Genomic DNA, 25,168 nt, shown 5'->3' on the forward strand with positions numbered 1-25,168 from the left:
TTTGGCGACCTGCTCGGCTATTTCCCGTAGTAGTCCCGATACCAGGCGACAAATTCGGCGATACCGTCTTTCAAGTCGGTTTGCGGGCGGTAATTTGTCAGTTGTTGCAACAACCGGTTGTCCGCCCATGTGGCATAAACATCCCCCATCTGCATTGGCATCAGGTTCTTGACGGCTTTCTGCCCAACGGCTTCTTCAATGGCTTCGATAAAATCCATCAGGCGCACTTTTTCCCCATTGCCAATATTTACTATGCGGAAGGGCGCGACAGGCGACAGACTGTCTCCATCTTCGATATCGTCACGGCTGGCTGGCCGCACCGGAGGCACGTCGATCAGCAATCTGATCCCGCGCACAAGGTCTTCGACATGGGTGAAATCCCGAAACATGTCGCCATGATTGTAGATATCGATCGGGCGGCCATCCAAGATGGCAGCAACAAATTTGAAATAAGCTAGATCGGGCCTTCCCCACGTTCCATAGACTGTAAAGAATCGGAACATGGTCGTCGGCAAGTCCCACAGATGCGCGTAGGAGTGCCCCATCGCCTCATTTGCCTTCTTTGTGGCGGAGTAAATGGTGAGCTGTGTGTCGGCCTTTTCCGTCTCAATGAACGGCATCTCTTCATTGGCACCGTAAATCGACGAGGTTGACGCCATCAGCAGATGATCAATTTTGTGCTGCCGGGCAATTTCCATCACGTTGAAAGTTCCAACGACATTCGATTCTATATAGCTACGAGGATGTTCCAAGCTGTGTCTCACACCGGCCTGCGCCGCCAGATGAACGATGACGTCCGGCTGAAATTCTTCGGCAACCTGCAACAGCCGGTCAAAGTTTTCCAACCGATCCTCCGTTGCCGTAAATCCGGGTGTCTGAAGCAGAATTTGATGCCGACGCTGCTTCAGAACCACATCGTAGTAGTCCGTCATCCCGTCATAGCCATGCACACGGTACCCTTCCTCTAACAGCACCTTTGCCAGATGGAACCCGATGAACCCCGCAGAGCCCGTAATCAAAACCCGTTTCATAGAACCCTCAAAACGCCCTGCAAAATCAATGCTGAACAAAAGGCTTCGACCGGGTAGCAGGACAAACACTTTTGACAGCTTCAAAAGTCATATCGGACATCCCGATGCCATTGGTCAACTCTTTGCCGATTCAATCAGATGTTCATTGCCGCCAACGGGTGAGAAGGATAGGGATGCAACCTGCATGATTACGAACTGGATCAGACGGCGGTTCCACCGCACTGCGGGGCAAACAACCGATATTGTGCCTTGCGACATCGCTCCGGCTGCGAAAGTGACGGCTGTGGGTGATATTCACGGACGTCTGGATCTGCTGCAGGCGTTGTTGCCCAGGCTGGATGATCAATGCACGCTGGTTTTCGTCGGCGACTACGTCGATCGGGGGCCTTATAGCGCGCAGGTATTGCACCATCTGCGTCACCTGAACGAGACGTCAGGAGGTCGCGTTCAGTGTCTTCTTGGAAACCACGAAGAGATGTTATTGCGCTTCCTGGATGCGCCGGAACGCAACGCCCGCCTCTGGTTTCAAAACGGGGGCGCGCAAACCTTGGCGTCCTACGGGCTGAAACCGTTTGACGATACCGACGACATCCAACAAGTTCAAAAACTAGCGAATGACCTACGCCGGAAGATGGGAGAAAATCTGCTCGACTGGCTTGCAGACAGGCCCCTGACTTGGACCAGCGGCAATGTCACATTTGTTCATGCGGCCCTGGACCCTCAACAACCCATTGAAGCCCAGGACCGTCAGATTTGCCTTTGGGGGCACCCCATGTTTCCAAGACACGCGCGCGGCGATGGCCAATGGGTGGTACATGGCCACACTATTGTAGGCCTCCCCCGGCTCAGAAACCGGGTGGTTTCGATTGATACGGGTGCGTTCGCCTCGGGGCGACTTACGGCAGTCGAAATCGAGGTCGGAAGCGTCCGGTTCCTTTCAGCCGCCTGACCTCAGCCGACGATCATCTGCTTCATGCGAAGGGCTTCATATTCCAGCTCTTTCAGGCGGAAATGGACAACGTCACCAATAGTGATGACACCGGACAAATTACCGTCGCGCAGGACCGGCATATGGCGAAAACGGCCCTCGGTCATTGTTTTCAGAACGTCATTCAGCAGATCGTCAGGTGTGCAGGTCTTTACGTCCTTGGTCATCAGGTCTTCGACCGATTGCGGCAGGGTCTGGCCGGGTGTATCTGCCATTCGCCGAACGATGTCGCGTTCTGACAAAATTCCCTGCAATGCCCCGTTCTGGTCCGTCACAAGTACAGCGCCAATTCGCTTTTCCTTCAGCGTGTTGACTACCGAATGGATGGTGTCGTTTGGCCGCACCGAAAATACCGCGTCCCCTTTACCCTCAAGCAGTTTGGCTACGGTTGTCTGCGAGTGCGAAAGGTTTGATTCCGCCGACTGGCTGTACGTCGTCTTGTCAGTCTTGTCGCCGCGTGAGGGCGACTGGTATGAGGTTGGAGCCATGGGCAATCTCCTTATGGTTCTTGCAAAGTCTTTCCCTTTCACCTTAGCGCAGCTAAACGACCTGTATAGGGTGCAATTGCGAGGATCAGCGAAAACGCGGGCCCGGAAAGGATGTTTAAGCTATTGAGTGAACTCTATCTAACTCCGCCCGTAGCAGCATTGATCTTCTTTGCAGTTGTTGTATGCGGCCACAATTTTCGCATGGCGTGGAAACAACAGTCGCCGGGTTGGCAAAAACGCGCGTGGTTGTTCGGTGTGCCGGCAGGGATCGGCCTTTTGATGCTTGGTTTCCTTCCACTAAAAATGTGATCGCAGTTTGACTCTTGCCGGGGCCACTGGCATATGCCGGGCACAGAATATCCCGGAGACCGACCTATGCGTCTTTTGCCTGTACTGGCTGTTGTTACTCTTCTATCCGGCTGTCTGTTCGACAAGGAACCCGAGGTGGTTCGTCTGTCGGGCGAAACAATGGGCACGACCTTCAATATTACCGCGATCGGTGAAGATCTTGATGAGGCTGCATTGGCCGCGGCCGTCGAAGAGACATTGGCCGAGGTTAACGCCAAGATGTCCAACTGGGACCCGAACTCCGAGGTTTCTGTCTTTTCGGCTTCAACCAGCACAGACCCCGTAGCGGTCTCGGACGAGTTTGCGCTGGTCCTGTCGGCAGCGAATGATGTGCACGAAAAAACCGGTGGTACTTTTGACGTAACTCTGGGGCCCCTGATCGAACTCTGGGGCTTTGGCCCACGCAAACCCGAGGATCCGGTGCCTTCGGATGCGGAAATTGAGGCCGCGTTAAACGGTGTGGGGCAAGCCCGCTTGCTAACGCTCGACACCGACGCTGGCACTCTTTCGAAATCCGACGCCAAGGTCGGCATTAACCTGTCCGCTATTGCGAAGGGCTATGGCATCGATGCCGTTGCCGGAACTTTGCTGGATGCTGGTATCGGGAATTATCTTGTCGAGATCGGCGGTGATCTTGTCTCCAAGGGTCAGAATGAACAGGGCGAAGCCTGGCGCATTGGCATTGAAAAGCCTGAAACGGGCGCTCAGAGCATCCAGTTGATTGTTTCACTGGATGATCGGGGCATGGCCAGCTCAGGCGACTACAAGAATTTCTTCGAACAGGACGGTGTGCGCTATTCGCATATCATCGATCCGACAACAGGCCGTCCGATCACGCATCGAACAACCTCTGTCACGGTTCTGGCCGAAAACGCGATGATGGCGGATGCCTGGGCGACGGCCATGCTGGCTTTGGGTCAGGAAAAGGGCATGGACGTTGCGGAAGAACATAAACTTGCCGTGTACTTCATCTCACGGGATGTGACAGGCGGCGAAGACGACTATATTACTTCGCACAGCACCGCGTTCAAAAACGCGTTGGGAACCAACTGACAGGTAGGAACCGAGATGAGCACTTTTATTCTGGCCTTTATTCTTCTGGCACTCGTCATGGTCGGCATGTCTTTGGGCGTCATGCTGATGGGTAAAACCATTAAGGGCAGTTGCGGTGGCCTGAACGCGATCTCGGGCGCTGATAAATGCGTTGTGTGCCAAAAGGATGTCGACCCTGACAGCCCGCTGCGTGACCAGTTGCAGTGCAAACGTGCCAAGAAGGCGCTGAAAAAGATTGAACGGCAGACCTGAAGCACATTTTGCTTCGCTCCGCGGGTGGAAGTGGCTAACTAAGTCTCCATGACTTTTGGGGGGCGTCGCGTTGGCCAAGGCAAAAAACATCCTGTTTATCATGTTCGACCAGCTGCGCTGGGACTACCTGAGCTGCTACGGGCATCCGCACCTGCACACTCCGAACATCGACAGTCTGGCCGCGCGCGGTGTGCGGTTTGACCGCGCCTATATCCAGTCGCCAATCTGCGGCAGCTCACGCATGTCAACCTATACCGGGCGTTACGTGCACTCTCATGGAGCGTCGTGGAACGGTATTCCACTTAAAGTCGGCGAGATCACGATGGGTGATCACTTGCGCAAAGCCGGGATGGACTGCTGGCTGGTCGGCAAAACGCACATGCAGGCAGATGCTGAAGGGATGGCACGGCTGGGATTGGAACCTGATAGCCTGATTGGTGCCCGGGTTGCCGAGTGCGGTTTTGACGTGTTCGAACGGGATGACGGTATGCTGCCCGAAGGGCCGGATGGTTATTACGATCCGGACGGCGCAAAGGAATACAACAAGTTTCTGAAAGCCAAAGGATATGAAAGCGACAACCCTTGGCACGACTTTGCCAACTCCGGATTGGATGAAGACGGAAACGTTCTGTCCGGTTGGTTTCTGAAAAACTCACCGGAAGCTGCGAACATTGCCGAGGAAGACAGCGAAACGCCATACCTGACCAATCGCGGCATCGAATTTATGGAAACACACGACGGTCCCTGGTGTTGCCACCTTAGCTTTATCAAGCCACATTGGCCCTATATCGTACCTGAACCTTACGCCTCGATGTATGGACCAGAACACGTGCTGCCCGTAGTGCGGTCTGAATCTGAACGCCAGACTGCGCATCCGGTGCTCAAAGCCTTCATGGACACAAAAATCGGTCAGACCTTTTCGCGACAGGACGTTCGGGATGCGGTAATCCCGGCTTATATGGGTTTGATCAAGCAAGCCGACGACCAGATGGGCCGCCTGTTCGAGTGGATGGAGAAAACCGGACGGATGAACGACACGATGATCGTTCTGACGTCAGACCATGGTGACTTTCTGGGCGACCACTGGATGGGGGAAAAGACCTTTTTCCACGATGCCTCAACCAAAATGCCGTTAATCATCTATGACCCATCGCCCGAGGCGGATGCGACACGCGGCATGGTGAGTGATGCACTGGTTGAGTCCATCGATCTGGCACCCACCTTTGTGGACTTCGCCGGAGGTGAAGTGGCGACGCATATCCTTGAAGGCCATTCACTGCTACCGATCCTGCGCGGAGCGACAGAGGTGTTGCCCCGTGACGTCGCGATCTGTGAGTACGATTATTCCGCCTCGCCAATCGCGGACATATTGGATGCGTCGGTAAGGGATGCCGTGATGTTCATGGCTGCGAACAAGAAGTGGAAACTAGTCCATTGTGAAGGTGGTCATCGACCGATTCTGTTCGATCTGGAAAACGATCCTGAGGAACTGACTGATCTGGGTGACAGCGCAGATCATGGCGACGTGATCGCCGAAATGTATGACCATCTGTTCGCGTGGACGCGCCGAGCGTCACAGCGCACCACCCGATCTGAGCAGCAACTGATCGAAATGCGTACCAAGAGCCGGGGTCGAGGGGTTGTTTTGGGTGTTTACGATGAAAACGACGCTCCGCTGGACTTGACAGTAAAGTACCGTGACCGCAAGGCACGCCCTTACAAGAGCTATCTCAAGGATTAGCTTTTCCGGGATTTTCACTGAACAAGCAAAGCCACCGGTGCCTCGAATTGTTCAGGGGTTTGTTGGCTTGCAGCAATAGACCCTAGCTGCCTGACCGTTTGATTAATTCTGCGCAAAATTGCCGCAAAGACGGTTCACCCCCTGCCAGCCAGACGATAGAAGGTGACCCAAGAGCAGTAATCGGAGAATTTCAATGGCCACCCCCAAACCCGTTGTCCTGTGCATTCTTGATGGGTGGGGCCTGTCCGGCGACACACAGGCGAACGCGCCCTACCAGGCGAATACTCCGACCTTTGACACGATCATGGCCGAATGCCCCCACGCCGCCTTGATAACGCACGGCCCCGATGTGGGTTTGCCAAGCGGGCAAATGGGTAATTCCGAAGTAGGTCATACAAATATCGGCGCAGGCCGCGTTGTTGCCATGGATCTGGGTCAGATTGACCTGGCCATCGAAGACGGCTCATTTTTTGCAAATGAGGAGCTGCAGGCTTTCATTTCCAAGGTCAAATCCTCCGGAGGAACGGCTCACCTTATGGGGTTGGTCTCGGACGGTGGTGTCCACGGGCACCTGAACCACATCATTGCAGCAATCAAGGCCATTACGGACGCCGGTGTTCCGGTCGCCCTTCATGCCATTACGGACGGGCGCGATGTGGCCCCTAGATCTGCGTTGTCCTACTTTTCCGAACTGGAAGAGCGACTGCCCGAAGGTGCCCGCGTCGTCACGGTGAGCGGTCGATATTTTGCCATGGATCGCGACAATCGCTGGGAAAGGATATCTGAAGCCTATGACGCGATGATCAACGGCAAGGGCAGGGCGGCCAGCACCGCACATGGTGCCGTGGACCACGCCTACAACCAATCTGAATCTGACGAATTCATCACGCCAACCGTGTTGGAAGGTTATGAAGGCGTCGCCGATGGAGACGGCTTCTTTTGCCTCAACTTCCGTGCAGATCGCGCGCGCGAAATTCTGCGCGCGATTGGTGAACCGGGCTTTGCAGAGTTCGAAACCGGGCCACGGCCGAAGTTGTCCGCGCTGTTGGGTATGGTGGAGTATTCGGAAGGTCACAACGCTTATATGACCACAGTTTTCCCGAAACGGGCGATTGTGAACACACTGGGCGAATGGGTGGCCAAACAGGGTTTGCGTCAATTCCGGCTGGCTGAAACTGAAAAATACCCCCATGTCACTTTCTTTTTGAACGGGGGGAAGGAAGCCCCGGAACAGGGTGAAGATCGCTTTATGCCCAAATCACCTAAGGTTGCGACCTATGACTTGCAGCCCGATATGTCCTCGGCCGAGGTCACGGCCAAGTTTGTTGAGGCGATTGAAGAAGGTTATGACCTGATCGTCACAAATTATGCCAACCCCGACATGGTCGGACACACCGGTGATCTGCAGGCTGCGATCAAGGCGTGTGAAGCTGTCGATGCGGGGCTGGCTCAGATCGTTGCAGCCTTGGAAAAGGTGGGCGGCGCAATGATCATCACTGCCGATCATGGAAACTGTGAGGTGATGGTCGATCCTGAAACCGGAGGTCCACACACGGCGCACACGCTGAATCCTGTGCCCGTCGCATTGGTTGGTGGGCCTGAGGGGGCGCAATTGCGTCAAGGGCGGCTGTCAGACTTGGCTCCAACTCTTCTTGATCTGATGAACTTGTCCAAGCCGACCGAAATGACCGGAGAAAGCCTTTTGTCATGAGGCTTACCGCTCTTGCGATATATCTGCTGTCAACTTTGCAGGCCTTGGCCCAAACTGATTCGGCCCGGGCTGCTCTGGAAGCGGCAGAGATGCTGGAACAGGCATCCATCTCGCTGACCGAAGCTGAAAGTGCCCGGGATAGGGTGCGGGCACTGACCGAAACGATACAGGCGTATGAGGCAGGGTTAAGCGCCATGCGATCCGGTCTGCGCAAGGCCGCAACACGCGAAGCGCAGTTGAGCGCTGAACTAAGGGCACGCGAAAAGGATGTCAGGCAATTGCTTGGCGTGTTGCAAACGATCGAAACAACCGCCCCACCGGTGCTGATGTTGCACCCTTCAGGCCCGTTGGGCGCGGCACGAACCGGAATGATACTGTCCGAGGTAACACCTGGTCTCAACGCCAAAGCGCAAGCGTTGGCACAAGACCTGAACGAAGTTCAAACACTGCGCGTTCTGCAGCAAAGCGCCTCAGAAACTTTGACAGAAGGGCTGAGCGGGGTGCAACATGCCCGCACGCGTTTGAGCGAAGCGATCGCTGACCGCACTGATTTGCCACGTCGCTTTGTAGAAGACCCGGTGCGCACGGCCATTCTGATTTCTTCGACCGAGACTCTGGACGGGTTTGCAAGCGGTCTGTCCGAAATCTCGGAAGGCGAGATTATTGAAACCGACGCAAGCGTTACGGATCAGAAAGGGCGGATCGCTTTACCGGTGCAAGGTGTCTTGCTGCGCAAAGCTGGCGAGCCGGACGCGGCAGGGGTGACCCGCGCGGGTCTGGTTTTGGGCACCCGTTCCCGCGCGCTTGTAACATCCCCCACAGCTGCGACCATCCGCTATCGCGGGCCATTGCTGGATTTGGGAAATCTGGTCATTCTGGAGCCGCAACCGGGCCTGTTGTTCGTGTTTTCCGGTTTACAAGAGGTCTATGGCAGACCGGGGCAGGTGATCCCCAAAGGCACTCCGGTTGGTCTGATGCCGGGTGAATCGCCGGAAATAGGCGCAATATTGTCAACAAGCGGTGATGGCACTGGAACTGATCGCCCAGAAACGCTCTATATAGAGGTAAGAGAAGATAATAGCCCCGTGGACCCGGAATCGTGGTTTCGGACCGACAAGGATGGATAAACGAGTATGAAGAAATTTGTGATGGCCGGTCTGGCCGGAACTGTGGCAGGCATTCTTGCGACAACTCAGATCGCAGGCCCCCTGCTGGCACAGGAGGCCGTGAACAAGGCCAGCGTCTATGAGCAGCTTGACCTGTTCGGTGACATTTTCGAACGCATCCGTGCACAATATGTCGAAGAGGTTGAGCCTGAAGAACTGATCGAGGCTGCAATTGATGGCATGTTGACCTCACTTGATCCGCACTCCAGCTATCTTTCTCCTGACGATGCCGAACAAATGCGCGTGCAGACACGAGGTGAGTTCGGTGGGCTGGGCATTGAGGTCACGCAAGAGGAAGGCTTTGTCAAAGTCGTCTCTCCCATCGACGACACGCCCGCTGACGAAGCAGGGATCGAAGCCGGGGATTTCATCACACACGTAGATGGCGAAAGCATTCTGGGCCTGACGTTGGACAAAGCGGTCGATCTGATGCGTGGGCCCGTCGGGTCTGAAATTATCATTACCGTGGTGCGTGAGGGCGAATCTGATCCCTTCGATGTCACCATTATCCGCGATACGATCAAGCTGACCGCTGTTCGCGCGCGCACCGAAGGCACAAGCGTTGTCCTGCGCGTGACCACCTTCAATGATCAGACTTTCCCCAATCTGCAGGAAGGGTTACAGGAACAAATTGACGAAGCTGGTGGCATCGAAAAGGTCAATGGTGTCGTGCTGGATCTGCGTAACAACCCGGGCGGTCTGCTGACACAAGCCATTAAAGTTTCGGATGCGTTCCTGAACGAAGGTGAAATCGTCTCGACCCGCGGGCGCGACCCGGAGGAGGGCGAGCGGTTCAACGCAACCCCCGGCGATCTGGCTGAAGGCAAGCCGATCGTCGTGCTGATCAATGGTGGTTCGGCCTCGGCATCCGAGATCGTTGCCGGTGCACTGCAGGACCACCGCCGCGCTATCGTGGTTGGCACCAAGAGCTTTGGTAAAGGCTCAGTCCAGACGGTCATGCCGCTGCGCGGCGACGGAGCCATGCGCCTGACCACGTCGCGTTATTACACGCCGTCGGGACGGTCGATTCAGGCGCTTGGCGTCAGCCCGGACATCATTGTTGAACAGCCACGTCCGGCGCCGGAACCGGAAGAGGAAGAAGCCAACGCCCGTACACGGTCCGAAGCCGATCTGCGCGGTAGCCTGAACAATGACAGCCTGAGCGAGGATGAGATTCGCCAGATCGAGGAAGATCGCGCCAAGGCTGAGGCCACAGCAGAGTTGAGGGAAGAGGATTACCAATTGGCTTATGCCATCGATATCCTAAAAGGGCTGTCAGCCTTCAACCCTAACGGGCCCTCGCAATAAAACGGTAAGGGCTGCGTGATCCGCAGCCCTTTTTTTAGGATTCAACTTTCGATCTTGTGCAGTTTCTTTTCGTCGAGAAGCAGCGCCAGAACGACGCCGACCGAGACCGAGATGGTTGAAAATACGAATGCCATGCTCATGCCGCTGTCGAACGCCGCCGACAACGCCTGTTGAACCTTCTCCAATTCACTGGAAGACAACCGGCTGATAACCGCTTTTGCAGACTGGGTATCCAGCGTTCCGCCATTGATCGCCCGCAGGTCTGCTTCCGTCAGCCTGACGCCAGCAGCGTTCAGCCCTTCGCGCAGTTTGGACAGGCTCACGACATACATGATGGCTGTGGCACTCGCGACAGAAATCGCGCCATAGACCAGATGAGTCATAAAGCTCAGGCCGCCGACCAGACCGGCCCGCTCAGGCTTCACAGCACACACTGCGGCGGTACCGGACGGCCCTACGGTCAGAGTTGCGCCCAGTCCGATCATCGCCATGCCAGGCAGGATACGAAAGTATCCCAGATCGCTGGGCATCACGACAATCGTCGCGGCCCCGATCGTGGCTATCAGGTAGCCCCAAAACAGTAACCGCTTGGGACCGAAATCATTGTAAAGCGTGCCCGAAACGACTGACCCAACGGCGAGCAACACAGTTAGCGGCGCCAAACCCATCGCCGATTCAAACGTCGACCAGCCCAGCACCTTTTGCATGTATTGGGGAAAATAAAGCAGCCCCACAAATGCCGCTGACACGTTGAACATGTTCAATCCAAGAGTGATGCGAAACTCTCGATTTTGCATCATCTGTGGTAAAAGCAGCGGCTCTGTCACGCGTTTCTCGACTTTGGGGAACAGAATGAAAAGCGCAGCGCTAATGAAAAACAGCATCAGCAACGGAACCGACGTCCACCCCCAATCCGTGCCTACATCCAGACCGTAAAGCAGCAATAAAACAGCAAAGGACAAAACGCCCATTCCGGCGAGGTCGAGATGCTCATCCTGTTTGTGCTGGGTTTCGCGCTCCATCAGGATCAGCGCGGTGGCCATTGAAATGCAGGAAAAGACGACATTGGCGAGGAAGAAATACCGCCACTCTCCCAGGTTCACTGCCAACCCGCTGATCATCGGACCAAACACATTACCCGTGGTCACACCCGCCAGAATAAGCCCCATCACCAAGGCCCGATGTTCGGGCTTCGACACTTTCGTAGCCCCGAAGGCCAGGGTGCAAGGCCAGACACAACCCGCGCCAATCCCTTGCAACGCGCGCGCAATGACCAGGAAGTCCAGGCTGGGCGAAACAAAACACATGACCGAGGAAAACAGAAAGATCGACAGACCAAAAATCATCATTCTGCGGTGGCCATACATGTCGCCAAGCCGCCCGCCTGCGACCATGGTCATTGCAAAGAACAACGCATAGATGTTCAGGACCCATTGGGTGCTGGTGATATCGGCGTCAAAGCTGTTTTCGATTGCAGGCACCAGCATGAGGGCACCGGTAAAATCGATACCGATGCCAAATCCAGTCACCATCAATGCGATGACTTTGACAATACTGCTGCGATCCATGACGGGGCGCGATCCGTTTTGAATGCGCCTATGATGCACGAAACTGTTAAGAAAGATAGGACAACCAACAAGAACGGTTTAGGAGTCGTCCCGGCAGATCCGGCGAAAGGCACGCTTCAGCATATCCAGCTCTGCACGTAACAGATCTACTTCGGCCCTGAGGTCGTCTGCTGCTGGCTCACCCGAGATTACTGTGAAATGTCCCAGTTTCTCAGTCGTATCTGCGTCTGCGATGACGAACGTGTGCACTCCTTCTGACAGGGCGCAGACGGGTACCTGAATGCTTAGATCCCATCCGTTTTCTGCTGGCGACAAGTCAACACCGTTCAGAGTTTCGCCCTGATAACGCACGTCCAGCCGCGGCTCGCCGCTGGCCTGAAGGTGGCCTTGCCAGAGACCGTTTTCAAATCGAAGGAAGGTCAGAGTGGTTTGTGTCATGTCTGATCTTCTCACATATCGGCTCGGTGGAAACGGCAGAATGTAAGATCCCGCACCACCATGCAGTTCATCTCGGGCGTTTCAAAAATCAGGTCCAGCCAGATTTTTTCGATCCTGCGTTCATTCAGGGGGAGGTGTGCCAGATCAAAATCAACAGCATTCGACGCCTCGGTGGTATCAAGGCTTCGCAATACTTGCTCCATATTGGGGCCATGCTGAATGTTGAGGCGCGCAAAAACGCCAGTTGGCCCTTCGCACTCAATCGCGGTTTCCACCCGCATAAGGTGCTCACGTGTGAGGTTTAACGCCGCATCCTCAGGCAATTCGACCGAAACCGAAAGAAACGACCCCTCAAAGCTGAAAACTTCGACCAAGAGACTGAACGGAGCCAGATCTCTGCCTCCCCTGTTCCGAACTTGCCGCACGGCAATTTCGGATAGCGGGCAATCGTGGAACAGGCTGACCTGTCTATCCAGAACGGTCTTTCGCGGGGCCGAAGCCACGCCCGGTTGTATCAGGGGTCCTCGCCAAAGGTCGGGGCGACAGCTCCAGTCCGTCCCAACGGGTTTCGAAAACTGCGTGGACCCGATTTCCGGCCGGACGAGGCGAATATCCGCCTGTTGAATCAATCGATCAAGATGGCCGCGCAGACTGCGTGCTTGGTCCCGTTGCAGTCGCAATTCTGACTGCGCAGCATTCGGAGCGAGTTTCGCGGCCCGACGCCAACGTCCCAGAATCTTGCGATGAAAATAGCGATCCAGAATCCTGCTCATGGCCTCGTCGTCCGATAATGCCCGCCTTTAGTCAAGGAGAAGAACATGAACAAATCCGCAATAACAAAATTGCTATCGAAGGCCTGTGTTTTTCTGTTGGGGCCGGAACATAATTTGGATAGGCGCGAGGTGCTGAAACTGAAACGGTCTATTCTTGCAATACACCGGGCCAGTGCTTACCGTCTGGTACCTGCAAAGTGGGTCGCCCCAAAAACAGCCACACGACAGTTTAGCTAATGATAAGGCCAGGTTATGGAGTCCACTTTATTTGCCTTCATTTGGAAACACTCGAAGAAACAGCAACTTGTTCTTCTTCTGCTGACGGTCTTGTCGTTCCCGTTTCTCTATGCCTCGCTGGAATTGCCCAAACAGATCATTAACGACGCAATCGGCGCGCCGGGTGACACAGTAACCATCTGGAACTTCACCGTGACACAGGTGCAGTACCTGCTGATACTGTGCTTTGCATTCCTGGCCACAGTGATCGCAAGTGGCCTGATGAAGATGCGCATCAATACGATGAAAGGCATTCTTGCCGAACGTATGTTGCGACGTCTTCGGTTTACGTTGATTCAGCGTTCGATGCGATTTCCCAAATCCTATTTCGCGACCACCAGCCAGGGTGAGCTGGTTTCGATGATCACGTCCGAGGCCGAACCGATGGGGGGTCTGATGGGTGATGCCATCGCACAGCCTGTGTTCCAGTTCGGCCAAATGATGACCATCGTAACTTTTCTGTTCATGCAAAGCGTTTGGTTCGGCCTTGCCAGTATCGCACTGATCCCGCTTCAGGCCTGGCTGATCCCCAAGCTTCAGCGGCAAATCAACCTACTCAACAAAGACCGCATTCAGGAAGTTCGGCGTCTGAGCTCGGAAATTGGTGAAAGTGCGGCTGGCATCAGCGACCTGCGTACCAATGGCGGTTGGCGCTATCGTCTGGCGCAATTCAGCCATCGGCTGGGGAACCTGTTCGAGATCCGCTTCAGGATCTACAACAAAAAGTTCTTCATGAAATTCCTCAACAATCTGATCACTCAGATGACACCCTTCCTGTTTTACTCGGTAGGTGGATATCTTGCGATAACTGGTGAGGTGACGGTGGGTGCTCTGGTTGCTGCGTTGGGTGCCTACAAGGATCTGAGCGGCCCGTGGAAGGATCTGCTGACCTATTACAACCAGGTGCAGGACATGTCTTTGCGGTGGGAGATTGTCACGGAACGATTTGCTCCGGACAACATGATACCGCAAGAGCTGTTCGAGGGTGAACCCGAATCCATCCCTCGTTTGACTGGTGATATCGAGCTGCGCAATGTGACGGTCCGCGATAGTGACGGTAAAACGATCCTTGAAGACCTCGATTTGACCATCCCTCGGGGCGCGCGCGTCGCAATTCAGTCCACACACGCGTCGGAACGCAGTGCATTGGGTCAGCTTCTGACCCGCGAAGTTTTGCCGGTGCAGGGTGAGGTGATCATGGCAGGGCATAACCTGCGTGGCCTGCATCAGTCCGTCATTGCGGCCCGGATCGGTTATGCCTATTCGCGACCTTACTTGTTTGACGGGACGCTGGGCGATAACCTCATGATGCCTCTGCGCACCCACCCGATGCATGAAGCAGACACGCTCAAGGCGCCAACACGGCGGCAAATCGAAGCTGTCCGCGCAGGTAATCCACCGGACTCTCTGGACGATGAATGGATCGATCCAGGCCTCGCCGGTCTGGACGGTATCGAAGACATACGCGACTGGTGGTTCCAGTTGGTGGAAGCGATGGGCATTGATGAATTCATGTTCCGCCGCACATTGCGTACGCAGTTCAACCCCGAAATCCACCCGGTCCTGGCACAGGAAGTTGTCAATTTGCGAGAGACCATAACCAAGCGTCTGAAAGAAAAGGGGCTTGATCGCTATGTTTATCGGTTCGATCCTGATCGCTTTAACCCGGCAGTTCCGCTGGGCGGCAATCTTTTGTTCGCGGCACCATCCCGGGACATTTCCCCTGACATTCTGGCCGGTGACGAACGGTTCGTTCAAATGCTCAGCGCCCACGATCTGGCGGATGACGCGATCAGTATCTCTAACGCTGTTATGGACACGCTCAGCAAGACCTTTGGGCGGGACGGAGCGGATCACCCGCTTTTCCTGAAGCTTGGCATGTCCAAGGACATGTATCACCAGCTGCTGGATATAGAAGACCGGCGCAAAGCCAAAGGTGACATGGCAGTGAGCGACCAAGAGCGTGCATTGCTGCTGACGGTGCCGTTCCTGTTGACGGCTGAGCAGATCGGCCCGGACTTCCCCGAAGAATACAAGGACAAAATTCTTGCCATCCGCAAAAGTCAGGCCAAGCGGTTGCGCGATGCGATGGGTGGAATGTTCATGTCAGTTGCTCCGGATATCTATGTACCCCGTCTGACGGTGATGGAAAATGCAATATATGGCCGGGTGTCATTGATGGCCGGTGCACATGCGGACGACATCGAAAACATTGTAGCCGAAGCCATGAACGAAGCCGGCCTGCGCCGTCGGGCGGCGGCCATCATTTATGATCTGCCATCAGGTCTGGGCGGGAACAATCTGCCGACCGTCTTTCAGGAGCGCGCCGCTTTCTCACGCGCTGGTATCAAACGTCCTGATGTGCTGATTCTGGACAAGGCATTGGCCAGCCACGATTCTGAAAGCAGGCTGCGTACCCGCCTGAAACTGCGGGAATTGCTGCCGGATTCCATCATGATCTTCATGGAAGATCATTTTGCCCATCCCGAAGCCTATGATCTGTTTGTGGAAATCAAGGATGGTCGTATCGATGGCGTTTCGCGCACCAAACCCTCACAAGAAGACAGCACATCGGACGATCTGAGCCGCAAGCTTGAGATTTTATCGGCCACCGAGTTGTTCTCTGGTGTGGACGGCCGAAATCAGCGACTGCTTGCCTTTTCCGCGCAATGGTACGAAGCGGCCGCGGGGCAAGTCATTTTCTCGCGTGGTCAGGCACCGGACGCGGCTTATCTGTGCATCTCAGGGCAGGCCAGACTGGACTGGCCCACCGATGATGGAAAAAAACGTCCAATCTCAATCATCGAGCCCGGGCGCCTGATTGGGGATCTCTCCATCATCACCGGTGAACCCAGACAATTGGATCTGGTCGCCACCGAAGACTGTAGCTTCCTGCGTATCGGTGCAGAAGAGCTGCGAGCCGTGGTTGAAAGCGATGCGTCGGTTGCTACACAATTGCTGCAGACTGTTGCAGGGTATCTGACTACGCTGTCCACTAAGATCAACGCGGCACAGAACCCTGAGGAACTGCTCCCTTCCATAACGGATCAGGTGACTCCGGAAAGCGCGGGTAAGAATGCATAAAGCATATTCCGCTCATAACCATCTGGTCGAAACCGCACGCGACAAACCGGAAATCTGGCGCCTGTTACTGGGGCTCTTGCTGGTTGCCGTGCTGGTCAGCGTTCTGAACATGGTGTTCTTCACCGTGGTCGCTCGGATGGGTCCGGAAAGCTGGGCGCAGACGCTTCTGATTGGCGGTTCACCGCCGGCACTGTTGTTGTTGTTAGCCAGTTTCGGATTCATCATTCTGGGCGTGGCCGTCGCCGCGCGGCAGGTTCAGCACAGGTCTTTGCGGTCCATAATCGGTGGGTACCGGTTGGCCGTGAACCAATTCCTTAAAGTGTTCAAAGCCCTTCTTATTTTGGGCACGGTTGGGGTCCTGCTGCCGCCGTACAGTATGGGCGGATCTTTGTCTCAAAACCTGCCACTGTCGACGTGGCTTCTTCTTTTGCCGGTCTCGGCATTCGTTGTTCTGGTACAGACCGGTGCCGAAGAAGTGTTGTTCAGAGGGTACATCCAGCAAACTCTTGCAGCCAGATTCCAATCTCCCGTCATCTGGATAGGCGTGCCATCCATCCTGTTTGCCGTGGGACATTACACGCCGGATATGGCAGGCGACAATGCACTGCTGATTGCGCTATGGGCCTGCGTTTTCGGCCTGCTAACCTCGGATCTGACGGCTCGGGCCGGAACACTGGGACCTGCTATCGCCCTTCATTTTTTCAACAACATCATTGCGTTGTTGTTCATCTCGCTGCCTGACAACCTCAATGGGCTGGCCCTGTTTACGCTGCCGTTCGACGCTTCTGACGCCGAACAACTGCGTCCCTGGCTTTTGGTGGACTTGGCTGTGATGTTCGTTTGCTGGCTGGCCGCGCGGCTTGCGCTCAGGCGTTGATTGCATTTCCTTCCGTAGCGTCTTATTTGACGTCAACACCGCACAAGCCAAGGTTCCGACATGAACTGGATCACAAATTACGTCCGCCCCCGGATCAACTCGATCTTCTCACGCCGCGAAGTACCGGAAAACCTCTGGCACAAGTGTGACGAATGCGGAACGATGCTTTTCCATCGCGAGTTAGCGGAAAACCAGAATGTCTGCACTCAGTGTGACCACCACATGGCGATCACTCCTCGTGAGCGGTTCAAGCACCTGTTTGACGGCGGCATCTTTACCGAAGTTGAGGTGCCCACACCCAAAGACGACCCGCTGCAGTTTCGCGATCAGAAGAAGTACCCCGACCGCATGAAGGCGGCGCAGAAAAAGACCGGCGAAAAAGAAGCTATGCTGGTCGCAGTAGGTGAAATTGGTCGCACCCCAATCGTCGCCGCCGCGCAGGACTTTTCCTTCATGGGCGGCTCGATGGGCATGTACGTAGGCAACGCGATTATCGCCGCCGCGCAAGAAGCGGTAAGGCTCAAGCGTCCATTGATCCTTTTCTCGGCTGCCGGTGGGGCCCGCATGCAAGAAGGCATCCTCAGCCTGATGCAAATGCCGCGCACCACCGTGGCGGTTGAAATGCTGAAAGAAGCCAACCTGCCATATATCGTTGTTCTTACCCATCCGACGACCGGAGGCGTAACTGCATCTTATGCGATGCTGGGCGATGTCCATATCTCGGAGCCTAACGCGCTGATCTGCTTTGCCGGACCCCGCGTGATCGAGCAGACGATTCGAGAAAAACTGCCCGATGGTTTTCAGCGCGCCGAGTACTTGCTGGATCACGGGATGTTGGACCGTGTCACCAAACGCACCGAAATGCGCGATGAACTGATCACAATCACGCGGATGCTTATGAACCAACCTCCGGCGATCATGGGCGATCTGCCAGCACCGGAACCAGCCGACGCAACAGAGGCTCCCGCCGAAGAGACAGATCAGAAATGACGACACAGACGTCTGACGCCATCCTAGACCGGATGATGGCGCTGCATCCCAAGATCATTGATCTGACCTTGGACCGTGTCTGGCGTTTGCTTGCAGCGCTGGACAACCCTCAGCTTAAAATGCCGCCGGTCATTCATATCGCCGGAACCAACGGCAAGGGCTCAACCCAGGCCATGATCAGAGCTGGGCTTGAAGGGGCGGGTCGTTCAGTACACGCCTATACTTCGCCGCACTTAGCGCGTTTTCACGAACGCATCCGATTGGCCGGAGAGTTGATCTCAGAACCGGACCTGACAGCGATTCTGGATGAATGCTACGCCGCCAATGGCGGCGAAAACATCACTTATTTTGAGATCACCACATGTGCCGCCCTGTTGGCTTTTGCCCGCGCCGAGGCGGATTACACGCTGCTGGAGGTCGGGCTTGGAGGGCGTCTGGACGCGACAAATGTAATCCAGAATCCGGCCGCTACAGTTATCACGCCCGTTTCCATCGATCATGAACAGTTTCTGGGAGATACTCTGGGCAAGATTGCGGCTGAAAAAGCAGGTATCATCAAACCTGGTGTTCCGTGCATTGTTGGCCCGCAGCAAGACGAAGCGCTGGAGGTCATCGAGTATACGGCGGCCCGCCTGGGCGCGCCTTTGTTCGTCCATGGGCAGCACTGGCATGTGCATGAAGAAAATGGTCGCCTGATCTATCAGGACGAAACTGGTTTGCGTGATCTGCCTCTGCCAAACCTTCTGGGCGCACATCAGTTCCAGAACGCCGGGGCCGCATTGGCAGTTCTGCGCCATCTGGACATGGGCGACGATGCCTATGAAGCCGCTGTGGCTAAAGCCGAATGGCCGGCACGTATGCAGCGTCTGAAATCTGGCCCGCTCATCGATCAAGCCCCGCAGGCCGAGTTGTGGCTGGACGGCGGTCACAACGCCGCTGCAGGTATCGCGCTGGCGGATGTGCTGACGAAACTGCCGCAAAAATCCACCCACATGATCTGCGGCATGCTCAACACCAAGGATGTGACCGGCTACCTTGCACCTCTGGCAGCAAGGGCTGCAAGTCTGACCGCCGTCTCGATTCCGGGTGAATCAGCGACGCTCAGCGCAGAAGAAACCGCTGCAGCCGCAGCCAAGGTCAACCTACCGGCATCCACCGCAGACAGCGTTTCGGAAGCACTGAATGAAATCATAGACAAAGACCCGCAAGCGCGCGTCCTGATCTGCGGCTCGCTCTATCTGGCCGGAAATATCCTGCGAGAGAACGCCTAAGCGCGTCCCAGCCTTCTCACCTGACTGAAAATTTCTTGGGGGAGCTCCTCAGTACGGGCAGGGGTCGCGCCCTAATTTCCCCCAATCCTGATCCTGCATTTCCCGCAAGCGCGATGCCGTGCGTTCAAACTCGAACGTCCCTTCCCCTTCGACATACAGCATCTCGGGCTCGGCCGCCGCAGAACAGATCAATCGCACCTTGGCTTCGTAGAGCGCATCGATCAGGGTGACAAAACGCTTGGCTTCATTGAAGTTGTTCCGCGACAGGCGCGGGATATCCTCAAGCACCAGCACCTTCACCTCTTCCGCAATCGCCAGATAATCCCCCGGTCCCAGCATGCGACCACACAGGTCATAGAATGAGGCCCGGGCCACTCCATTGCGAAAGGCAGGCAGTTCAACGGCGCGCCCCTTGACTTGCAACACAAGCGGATCAGCAGGACCACCGGCAAGATCGACCCAGACCTGGCGGATTTTCTGCCGGGCTTCCGGGCCGATCGGTGTAAAATAGACCGGTGCGCCTTCCAGCCGGTTTTGCCGGTAGTCCGTCGGGGATACCAGTTCCCATACCTGCAACTGCTCTTTGATATGCGCGATAAATGGCAAAAACAGCTGCCGGTTCAGCCCATCTTTGTACAGCTCATCAGGATGCCTGTTCGACGTTGTTACAACGACCACGCCCCCCTCGTGCAGCAGATCAAACAGTCGCCCGACTATCATCGCATCTGTAATGTCGGTGATTTGCATTTCGTCAAAAGCGAGCAGGCGAACTGAATTGACCACATCCTTCGCTACCGGCGCCAGAGCATCTTCAACATTCTGTTGCCGAGCCTTGTGCATTCCGGCATGGATTTCTTGCATAAAAGCATGAAAATGAACGCGCCTCGCCGGGATATCGTCCAGCGTATCGACGAACATGTCCATCAGCATGGATTTTCCACGCCCAACGCCACCCCATAGATACAATCCTTTGGGAGGCGGAGGTGCCTTGCGGAAGAACCCGCGCTTGACCGGTTCGGACAACGCGGCACGGATACGTTCGAAATGGGGAAGAACGGCCTCTTGCGCATCGTCGCGTGTCAGGGTTCCATCCGCGATGCGGGCCTCGTAGTGCGAAATAAGATCCGTCATGAATCTGAGCCTTACCTGTCGCTTCGCCCATTGAAAAGAAGCCATTTTTGGCGACGCATCAAATTTGCTTATCCGTTACCGCAAATCTGCTGAATTGACGCCAACAGCAAAAACAATACGGTCTGCCGGAGGAAACGCCCGAGGTCTAAATGCCCCAATCCGTCCGCCTGTTGAATCCGATCCTGATCGTCGGATGCATCATCATCACGGTCAGTTTCGCCGTGCGCGCCTCGTTCGGTGTGTTCCAGATCCCGATTGCGGATGAGTTCGGCTGGTTGCGTACAGATTTCTCGCTGGCAATCGCAATCCAAAACCTGGCCTGGGGCATCGGACAGCCGATCTTTGCCGCTATCGCTGAGAAAGTGGGTGACCGACGGGCAATCATCTTGGGCGCTCTGACCTATGCCGCAGGTATGGTGTTGTCTGCTTGGTCGGTCACGCCGTTCGAGCATCAGATGTATGCTTGGCTGGTGGGTTTCGGCATCGCTGGGACCGGGTTCGGCGTGGTTTTGGCAGTGGTCGGACGGGCGTCTTCCGACGAAAACCGGTCTATGTCGCTTGCCATCGTTACGGCTGCGGGCAGCTTTGGGCAGGTTCTGGGTGCGCCCACTGCGGAGTGGCTGCTGTCTTTCCTGCCCTGGCAGCAAGTCTTTATCGTATTTGCCGTGGCGATTTTGACACTTGTGCTGACCTTGCCCTTCATGCGCGCACCGCAACCAGTCTCCAAAGCTGAGCTGGAAGAAAGCATGAGTGAGATACTGGGCAAGGCGTTCCGCGATCCTTCTTACGCTTTGATTTTTCTGGGGTTTTTTAGCTGCGGGTACCAACTGGGCTTCGTAACCGCGCATTTCCCGGCTTTCGTGACCGAGATGTGCGGGCCAATTCAACCCGGAGGTGTCCTGCACTCCATCGGGATCACCTCAACTTCAGCGCTTGGTGCTGTATCGATTTCCCTGATCGGTTTAGCCAACATTGGCGGCACGCTTCTGGCAGGCTGGGCGGGCAATCACTTTCCCAAGAAGTACCTTCTGGCCACAGTCTATACAGGCCGGACAATTGCTGCGGCCTTGTTCATAGTATTCCCGATTACACCACTTTCTGTCATCGTCTTTTCGCTGGTAATGGGATCGCTTTGGCTGGCCACTGTACCGTTGACCTCGGGCCTTGTCGCGCACCTCTACGGTTTACGCTATATGGGAACGCTCTACGGTATCATCTTCTTCAGCCATCAGATCGGCAGCTTCCTTGGCGTCTGGCTTGGAGGCCGCATGTATGACCAATATGGAGACTACAACATGGTCTGGTGGATCGGGGTCGCAATCGGGGCCTTCAGCGCCATTGTTCACCTGCCAATCCGTGAGAACCGATCAGCAGTGCCTGCCTGAGGCGTATCGGCACGCCACAGACAGTGAACCAAAAGGGCGATGAAATTACCGGAGTTCAGCTTCGGTGTTTCCGCCATCCACGGTTACGACATGCCCTGTGGTGCGTTCCATCAGCGCTAACGCAACAAATGCGTCGGCCACATGTGTCGCTTCGACTTCGCGGCCCAACAGATTGCCTGACATATATGTTTCCTCGGAAACTCCGCGCGCAGCGGCGCGTTCCTGAATGAACCCGTCTGTCAAAAGGCCTGAACGGATTCGGTCTGCATTCACGCCATTCACGCGAATACCATACTCGGCCAGTTCCATTGTCAGTTGGCGCAGCAGGAACAAGGTAGCAGCCTTTGGCGTGCCATATGCCCCCATGTTGCGACCGGGGTTTATCGCCTGCTTGGAGATGTTGAACAGGATCTGCCCACCACGGCCCTGTGCCTGCAATACCTGTGCCGCGCGGGTCGCAAACGCCTTATGCGCAAAGAAGTTCAATTCGAAAGCAGAGCGGAATTCTTCATCTCCAAGCTCCAGCAATCCACCGGAGGTCGCTGACCCGGCATTAGACACCAGTATATCGAGGCCTCCGAACCGGTGTATCGCCGCAGCAATCGCGGCGTCTGCGGCACCCCCATCAGTCACGTCGCAGGCAAATGTCGAATGCCATGTGCCAAGGCTCGACTTTGCGTCTGCCAACGCCGCCTCATCCCGATCAATCAACACGACGTTTGCACCGACATCCGCAAAGGCCTTGGCGGTCGCCAGACCAATCGCACCTGCGCCGCCTGTGACCATCACGATCTTACCTTGAAGCGGGGGCGGAGAGCTTTTGCCCAGCTTTGCCTGCTCCAGAGACCAGTACTCGCAATCGAAGCGGTCTTTTTCGCCGGTCGGGTAAAAACCTCCGGCATCTTCGCCAACCGATCGAACCCGCAGGTTTTGTTCTGCAAGATCCGCCGCTATCGAGGCGGCCTTTGCGTTTGGACCTATTCCAACGATACCCACGCCCTCGATCCAGGCGTGCTTAGGGTCTTGGGGCAGAAGTTTCTTGGGCTCATCAGCCTGCGGGGCCTGCCGTTCAAAATACGCTCGGTAGTCATCGGCAAATTCCTCTATCTTTGCCTTGAGCCCAGACCGCCCCCTGACCAAATCCGAAGCGCGCAAAACAAGAGGGCATCCTTTTGTTCGCAAAACGTGGTCAGGCGATGCCATGCCTCGCTGGGACAAGGCATCAATGTCTGATCTATCAAAAAACCGCATGACATCCGGCCCGTTGCGAAGGTCAAAAACCGGCATCGGATCATCCCGCTGGGCTGTAACTTCGGCAATAACCCCACGCAGGATCGGCAATACACTAAGATCCTGAGAAGGATCGCGATGGCCAATCGTCGTCAGGTCCGTCATACCAAAATAAGCGGCCACTTCGTTGGTATGCGCCACGATCCGGTCATAGCTTTCCTGCGCTGTCGCGCCGAATGTAAAATGCCCGTGCTGAAGCAGCAGAAGGCCTTCGACATTCGGGTTTTCATCGAATACTTCCGCCGCCTTTTTTGCGAGCCCAAAACCCGGCATGATATAGGGCACAATACCCAGCCGGTCGCCAAAAATCTCACGACAGATTTCCTCGGCATTGGGCAGGTTGGCAAGCACCAGAAACGGGGTCGCATGCGTATGATCTACATATTTGTGCGGCAGAAACGCGTGCAGAAGGGTTTCGACAGAGGGGTTCGGCGAACCTGAATCCAACAGGTTGGCACGCTGAACATTGACCATCTGAAAATCCGACAGATGATCCAGGGCACGCAGTTTCATCAATGGTTCAAGCCACACGCCCGGCAGGCCCGGTGCCTCGATACTGTCCAGATCCCACCCCGATCCTTTGACATGCAGAACGCGCTGCGGCGTGCCGAACAGATCAGGGCGTTCCAGCTTGACCGAGGTGTTGCCCCCGCCATGCATCAATAGATCCGGATTTTGGCCGATCAGGCGGGAGGTATAGACACGCTCGCCCAGCTCCTGATCCGCCGGATCAGTCCCGGCCTGATCGCGCCATTTCCGTGCCTCATCGGCCTTGTACCAGTTTTCAATCATCATTCATTCTCAGCAATTTAAGCGCGTTCATGACCCGAACGTTCGGTCACACAATCATGGATGGTTTTAAACAAAGTGTTAACCAACCCGATCCGGAAATAGACCTGCAAGGCCTTCGGCCGAGGCCTCGCAGACGCCACGTTCGGTGATAAGCCCTGTCACCAATCGGTTAGGAGTGACATCAAAGGCGGGATTGCTCCCTTCGGTACCATCTGGTGTCACACGAACATCCGAGATATTCCCCTGCCCATCAACACCCATGACATGGGTCACTTCCTTTGCATCGCGTTCCTCGATCGGGATTTCTGCCACTCCGTCGCGAACCGTCCAGTCGATCGTGGGGGAGGGCAGAGCAACATAAAATGGAACGCCGTTATCGCGCGCAGCCAACGCCTTCAGATAAGTCCCGATTTTGTTGCAAACATCCCCTTGAGCCGTCGTGCGGTCCGTGCCGGTAATGACCAGATCAACCAGCCCGTGCTGCATCAGATGACCGCCGGCATTGTCCACGATATAACGATGGGGAATTCCGTGCTCACCCAGTTCCCAGGATGTTAGCGCCCCCTGGTTGCGGGGTCTGGTTTCATCCACCCATACATGCAGCGGAATGTCTGCGTCGTGAGCGTGATACATCGGGCTTGTCGCCGTGCCCCAATCCACCGTCGCCAGCCAACCCGCATTGCAATGGGTTAATAGTCGTACCGGCTCACCCGCAGGTTTTCGGGCCGCGATGTCCTTGATCAGTTCCAGCCCGTGTCGGCCAATGGAGGCGTTGATCTCGACATCTTCGTCTGCAATCTCTTGCGCCAATGCCCAAGCGCGTTCGGCGCGATCACCCGGAGCAAGTGGCATCAGCGCTTCACGACATCTGTCCAATGCCCAACGAAGGTTGATTGCTGTAGGCCGTGTTGCGTGCAGAACATCATATGCAGTGTCGAATGACGCTTCTGAACTGTCACGAGACATCTGTTCGGCCATTCCAAACGCTGCGGTTGCACCAATCAGAGGCGCGCCTCTGACCCACATATCGCGTATCGCGGCTGCGAATTCATCCAGCGTTTTTAGAGTCACGACCCGAAAATCATGTGGCAACCATCGTTGATCGATGATCCGAACCTCACCTGCGGGTTGGTCCCACCAAATCGACCGGTAGTGTGTGCCCCGAACTTTCATAACGCAGTCTCCGTATTCGAATGGCCTGATCAGA

General features: G+C 55.6%; 21 protein-coding genes. 13 read left to right on the forward strand and 8 right to left on the reverse strand.

What is annotated here, in order from left to right; translation table 11 throughout:
• Positions 1-17 precede the first annotated feature (17 nt).
• Positions 18-1,031: an NAD-dependent epimerase/dehydratase family protein gene (locus ACR0K5_RS18475; protein ID WP_480631116.1), complete on the reverse strand. Its 1,014-nt coding sequence runs from the start codon at positions 1,029-1,031 to the stop codon at positions 18-20.
• A 184-nt stretch (positions 1,032-1,215) separates the two neighbouring features.
• On the opposite strand from ACR0K5_RS18475, the gene ACR0K5_RS18480 reads away from it, so the two are divergent.
• Complete coding sequence (locus ACR0K5_RS18480; protein WP_480631117.1) at positions 1,216-1,980, forward strand: metallophosphoesterase; 765 nt, start codon at positions 1,216-1,218, stop codon at positions 1,978-1,980.
• A gap of 2 nt (positions 1,981-1,982) precedes the next feature.
• Here ACR0K5_RS18480 and ACR0K5_RS18485 read toward each other — a convergent pair whose 3' ends face one another.
• Entirely contained in the window at positions 1,983-2,507 is a 525-nt protein-coding gene (locus tag ACR0K5_RS18485; protein ID WP_480631118.1) for a CBS domain-containing protein, read from the reverse strand.
• Positions 2,508-2,618: 111 nt separating this feature from the next.
• Here ACR0K5_RS18485 and ACR0K5_RS18490 point away from each other — a divergent pair, with 111 nt between their 5' ends.
• From ACR0K5_RS18490 to ACR0K5_RS18520, 7 genes are all read left to right on the forward strand, one after another.
• The gene (locus ACR0K5_RS18490) at positions 2,619-2,816 is read left to right on the forward strand and encodes a hypothetical protein (RefSeq protein WP_480631119.1); all 198 of its coding nucleotides are present in this window, start codon (positions 2,619-2,621) and stop codon (positions 2,814-2,816) included.
• Between the two features lie 66 nt (positions 2,817-2,882).
• Positions 2,883-3,908, forward strand: coding sequence for an FAD:protein FMN transferase (locus ACR0K5_RS18495; protein WP_480631120.1), 1,026 nt, complete (start codon positions 2,883-2,885; stop codon positions 3,906-3,908).
• 15 nt (positions 3,909-3,923) lie between these two features.
• Positions 3,924-4,160 (forward strand): (Na+)-NQR maturation NqrM, encoded by a 237-nt coding sequence (gene nqrM / locus ACR0K5_RS18500; protein WP_480631121.1) that lies wholly within the window; start codon positions 3,924-3,926, stop codon positions 4,158-4,160.
• Positions 4,161-4,230: 70 nt separating this feature from the next.
• Positions 4,231-5,901, forward strand: coding sequence for a sulfatase-like hydrolase/transferase (locus ACR0K5_RS18505; protein WP_480631122.1), 1,671 nt, complete (start codon positions 4,231-4,233; stop codon positions 5,899-5,901).
• 193 nt (positions 5,902-6,094) lie between these two features.
• Entirely contained in the window at positions 6,095-7,612 is a 1,518-nt protein-coding gene (gpmI, locus tag ACR0K5_RS18510) for a 2,3-bisphosphoglycerate-independent phosphoglycerate mutase (protein ID WP_480631123.1), read from the forward strand.
• Positions 7,609-8,739 (forward strand): murein hydrolase activator EnvC family protein, encoded by a 1,131-nt coding sequence (locus ACR0K5_RS18515; protein WP_480631124.1) that lies wholly within the window; start codon positions 7,609-7,611, stop codon positions 8,737-8,739. Before gpmI ends, ACR0K5_RS18515 begins: the two co-directional genes overlap by 4 nt.
• A 6-nt stretch (positions 8,740-8,745) precedes the next feature.
• The gene (locus tag ACR0K5_RS18520) at positions 8,746-10,086 is read left to right on the forward strand and encodes a S41 family peptidase (RefSeq protein WP_480631125.1); all 1,341 of its coding nucleotides are present in this window, start codon (positions 8,746-8,748) and stop codon (positions 10,084-10,086) included.
• A gap of 41 nt (positions 10,087-10,127) precedes the next feature.
• Here ACR0K5_RS18520 and ACR0K5_RS18525 read toward each other — a convergent pair whose 3' ends face one another.
• From ACR0K5_RS18525 to ACR0K5_RS18535, 3 genes are all read right to left on the reverse strand, one after another.
• On the reverse strand, positions 10,128-11,654 hold the full coding sequence (locus ACR0K5_RS18525; RefSeq protein ID WP_480631126.1) for an MFS transporter: 1,527 nt from the start codon (positions 11,652-11,654) through the stop codon (positions 10,128-10,130).
• A gap of 78 nt (positions 11,655-11,732) precedes the next feature.
• The gene (locus ACR0K5_RS18530; protein WP_480631127.1) at positions 11,733-12,092 is read right to left on the reverse strand and encodes a hypothetical protein; all 360 of its coding nucleotides are present in this window, start codon (positions 12,090-12,092) and stop codon (positions 11,733-11,735) included.
• An 11-nt stretch (positions 12,093-12,103) separates the two neighbouring features.
• Positions 12,104-12,865 carry a DUF6478 family protein gene (locus ACR0K5_RS18535; protein ID WP_480631128.1) on the reverse strand — a complete coding sequence of 254 codons (762 nt, stop codon included), beginning with the start codon at positions 12,863-12,865 and terminating at the stop codon, positions 12,104-12,106.
• Between the two features lie 252 nt (positions 12,866-13,117).
• Between ACR0K5_RS18535 and ACR0K5_RS18540 the strand changes: the two genes are divergently transcribed.
• From ACR0K5_RS18540 to ACR0K5_RS18555, 4 genes are read left to right on the forward strand one after another with little or no spacing between them, the layout of a single operon-like run.
• On the forward strand, positions 13,118-16,225 hold the full coding sequence (locus ACR0K5_RS18540) for an ABC transporter transmembrane domain-containing protein (protein WP_480631129.1): 3,108 nt from the start codon (positions 13,118-13,120) through the stop codon (positions 16,223-16,225).
• Positions 16,218-17,102 (forward strand): CPBP family intramembrane glutamic endopeptidase, encoded by an 885-nt coding sequence (locus ACR0K5_RS18545; protein WP_480631130.1) that lies wholly within the window; start codon positions 16,218-16,220, stop codon positions 17,100-17,102. Before ACR0K5_RS18540 ends, ACR0K5_RS18545 begins: the two co-directional genes overlap by 8 nt.
• A gap of 60 nt (positions 17,103-17,162) precedes the next feature.
• A complete protein-coding gene (accD, locus tag ACR0K5_RS18550) occupies positions 17,163-18,092 on the forward strand; it encodes an acetyl-CoA carboxylase, carboxyltransferase subunit beta (protein ID WP_480631131.1) in 930 nt (309 codons plus the stop codon).
• Positions 18,089-19,363, forward strand: coding sequence for a bifunctional folylpolyglutamate synthase/dihydrofolate synthase (locus tag ACR0K5_RS18555; protein ID WP_480631132.1), 1,275 nt, complete (start codon positions 18,089-18,091; stop codon positions 19,361-19,363). The genes accD and ACR0K5_RS18555 overlap by 4 nt, the downstream gene beginning before the upstream one ends.
• Positions 19,364-19,411: 48 nt before the next feature.
• Here ACR0K5_RS18555 and zapE read toward each other — a convergent pair whose 3' ends face one another.
• Positions 19,412-20,494, reverse strand: coding sequence for a cell division protein ZapE (gene zapE / locus ACR0K5_RS18560; RefSeq protein WP_480631133.1), 1,083 nt, complete (start codon positions 20,492-20,494; stop codon positions 19,412-19,414).
• A 149-nt stretch (positions 20,495-20,643) separates the two neighbouring features.
• Here zapE and ACR0K5_RS18565 point away from each other — a divergent pair, with 149 nt between their 5' ends.
• Positions 20,644-21,879 (forward strand): MFS transporter, encoded by a 1,236-nt coding sequence (locus tag ACR0K5_RS18565; protein WP_480631134.1) that lies wholly within the window; start codon positions 20,644-20,646, stop codon positions 21,877-21,879.
• A 45-nt stretch (positions 21,880-21,924) separates the two neighbouring features.
• Here the strand turns inward: ACR0K5_RS18565 and ACR0K5_RS18570 are convergent, their stop codons facing one another.
• Complete coding sequence (locus ACR0K5_RS18570) at positions 21,925-23,964, reverse strand: bifunctional aldolase/short-chain dehydrogenase (RefSeq protein WP_480631135.1); 2,040 nt, start codon at positions 23,962-23,964, stop codon at positions 21,925-21,927.
• A 75-nt stretch (positions 23,965-24,039) separates the two neighbouring features.
• Entirely contained in the window at positions 24,040-25,134 is a 1,095-nt protein-coding gene (gene mtnA, locus ACR0K5_RS18575; RefSeq protein ID WP_480631136.1) for an S-methyl-5-thioribose-1-phosphate isomerase, read from the reverse strand.
• Between the last annotated feature and the right edge of the window lie 34 nt (positions 25,135-25,168).

Source organism: Ruegeria sp. AB9, from assembly GCF_056542585.1.

Excerpts from the sequence above, each read along its gene's own strand:
- mtnA (WP_480631136.1), bottom strand. The coding sequence starts at position 25,134 with ATGAAAGTTCGGGGCACACACTACCGGTCGATTTGGTGGGACCAACCC.
- gpmI (WP_480631123.1), top strand. The coding sequence starts at position 6,095 with ATGGCCACCCCCAAACCCGTTGTCCTGTGCATTCTTGATGGGTGGGGC.
- ACR0K5_RS18565 (WP_480631134.1), top strand. The coding sequence starts at position 20,644 with ATGCCCCAATCCGTCCGCCTGTTGAATCCGATCCTGATCGTCGGATGC.
- ACR0K5_RS18485 (WP_480631118.1), bottom strand. The coding sequence starts at position 2,507 with ATGGCTCCAACCTCATACCAGTCGCCCTCACGCGGCGACAAGACTGAC.
- ACR0K5_RS18515 (WP_480631124.1), top strand. The coding sequence starts at position 7,609 with ATGAGGCTTACCGCTCTTGCGATATATCTGCTGTCAACTTTGCAGGCC.
- ACR0K5_RS18545 (WP_480631130.1), top strand. The coding sequence starts at position 16,218 with ATGCATAAAGCATATTCCGCTCATAACCATCTGGTCGAAACCGCACGC.
- ACR0K5_RS18480 (WP_480631117.1), top strand. The coding sequence starts at position 1,216 with ATGATTACGAACTGGATCAGACGGCGGTTCCACCGCACTGCGGGGCAA.
- ACR0K5_RS18530 (WP_480631127.1), bottom strand. The coding sequence starts at position 12,092 with ATGACACAAACCACTCTGACCTTCCTTCGATTTGAAAACGGTCTCTGG.
- ACR0K5_RS18495 (WP_480631120.1), top strand. The coding sequence starts at position 2,883 with ATGCGTCTTTTGCCTGTACTGGCTGTTGTTACTCTTCTATCCGGCTGT.
- nqrM (WP_480631121.1), top strand. The coding sequence starts at position 3,924 with ATGAGCACTTTTATTCTGGCCTTTATTCTTCTGGCACTCGTCATGGTC.
- ACR0K5_RS18525 (WP_480631126.1), bottom strand. The coding sequence starts at position 11,654 with ATGGATCGCAGCAGTATTGTCAAAGTCATCGCATTGATGGTGACTGGA.
- accD (WP_480631131.1), top strand. The coding sequence starts at position 17,163 with ATGAACTGGATCACAAATTACGTCCGCCCCCGGATCAACTCGATCTTC.
- ACR0K5_RS18535 (WP_480631128.1), bottom strand. The coding sequence starts at position 12,865 with ATGAGCAGGATTCTGGATCGCTATTTTCATCGCAAGATTCTGGGACGT.
- ACR0K5_RS18520 (WP_480631125.1), top strand. The coding sequence starts at position 8,746 with ATGAAGAAATTTGTGATGGCCGGTCTGGCCGGAACTGTGGCAGGCATT.
- ACR0K5_RS18540 (WP_480631129.1), top strand. The coding sequence starts at position 13,118 with ATGGAGTCCACTTTATTTGCCTTCATTTGGAAACACTCGAAGAAACAG.
- ACR0K5_RS18490 (WP_480631119.1), top strand. The coding sequence starts at position 2,619 with ATGTTTAAGCTATTGAGTGAACTCTATCTAACTCCGCCCGTAGCAGCA.
- ACR0K5_RS18475 (WP_480631116.1), bottom strand. The coding sequence starts at position 1,031 with ATGAAACGGGTTTTGATTACGGGCTCTGCGGGGTTCATCGGGTTCCAT.
- ACR0K5_RS18570 (WP_480631135.1), bottom strand. The coding sequence starts at position 23,964 with ATGATGATTGAAAACTGGTACAAGGCCGATGAGGCACGGAAATGGCGC.
- zapE (WP_480631133.1), bottom strand. The coding sequence starts at position 20,494 with ATGACGGATCTTATTTCGCACTACGAGGCCCGCATCGCGGATGGAACC.
- ACR0K5_RS18555 (WP_480631132.1), top strand. The coding sequence starts at position 18,089 with ATGACGACACAGACGTCTGACGCCATCCTAGACCGGATGATGGCGCTG.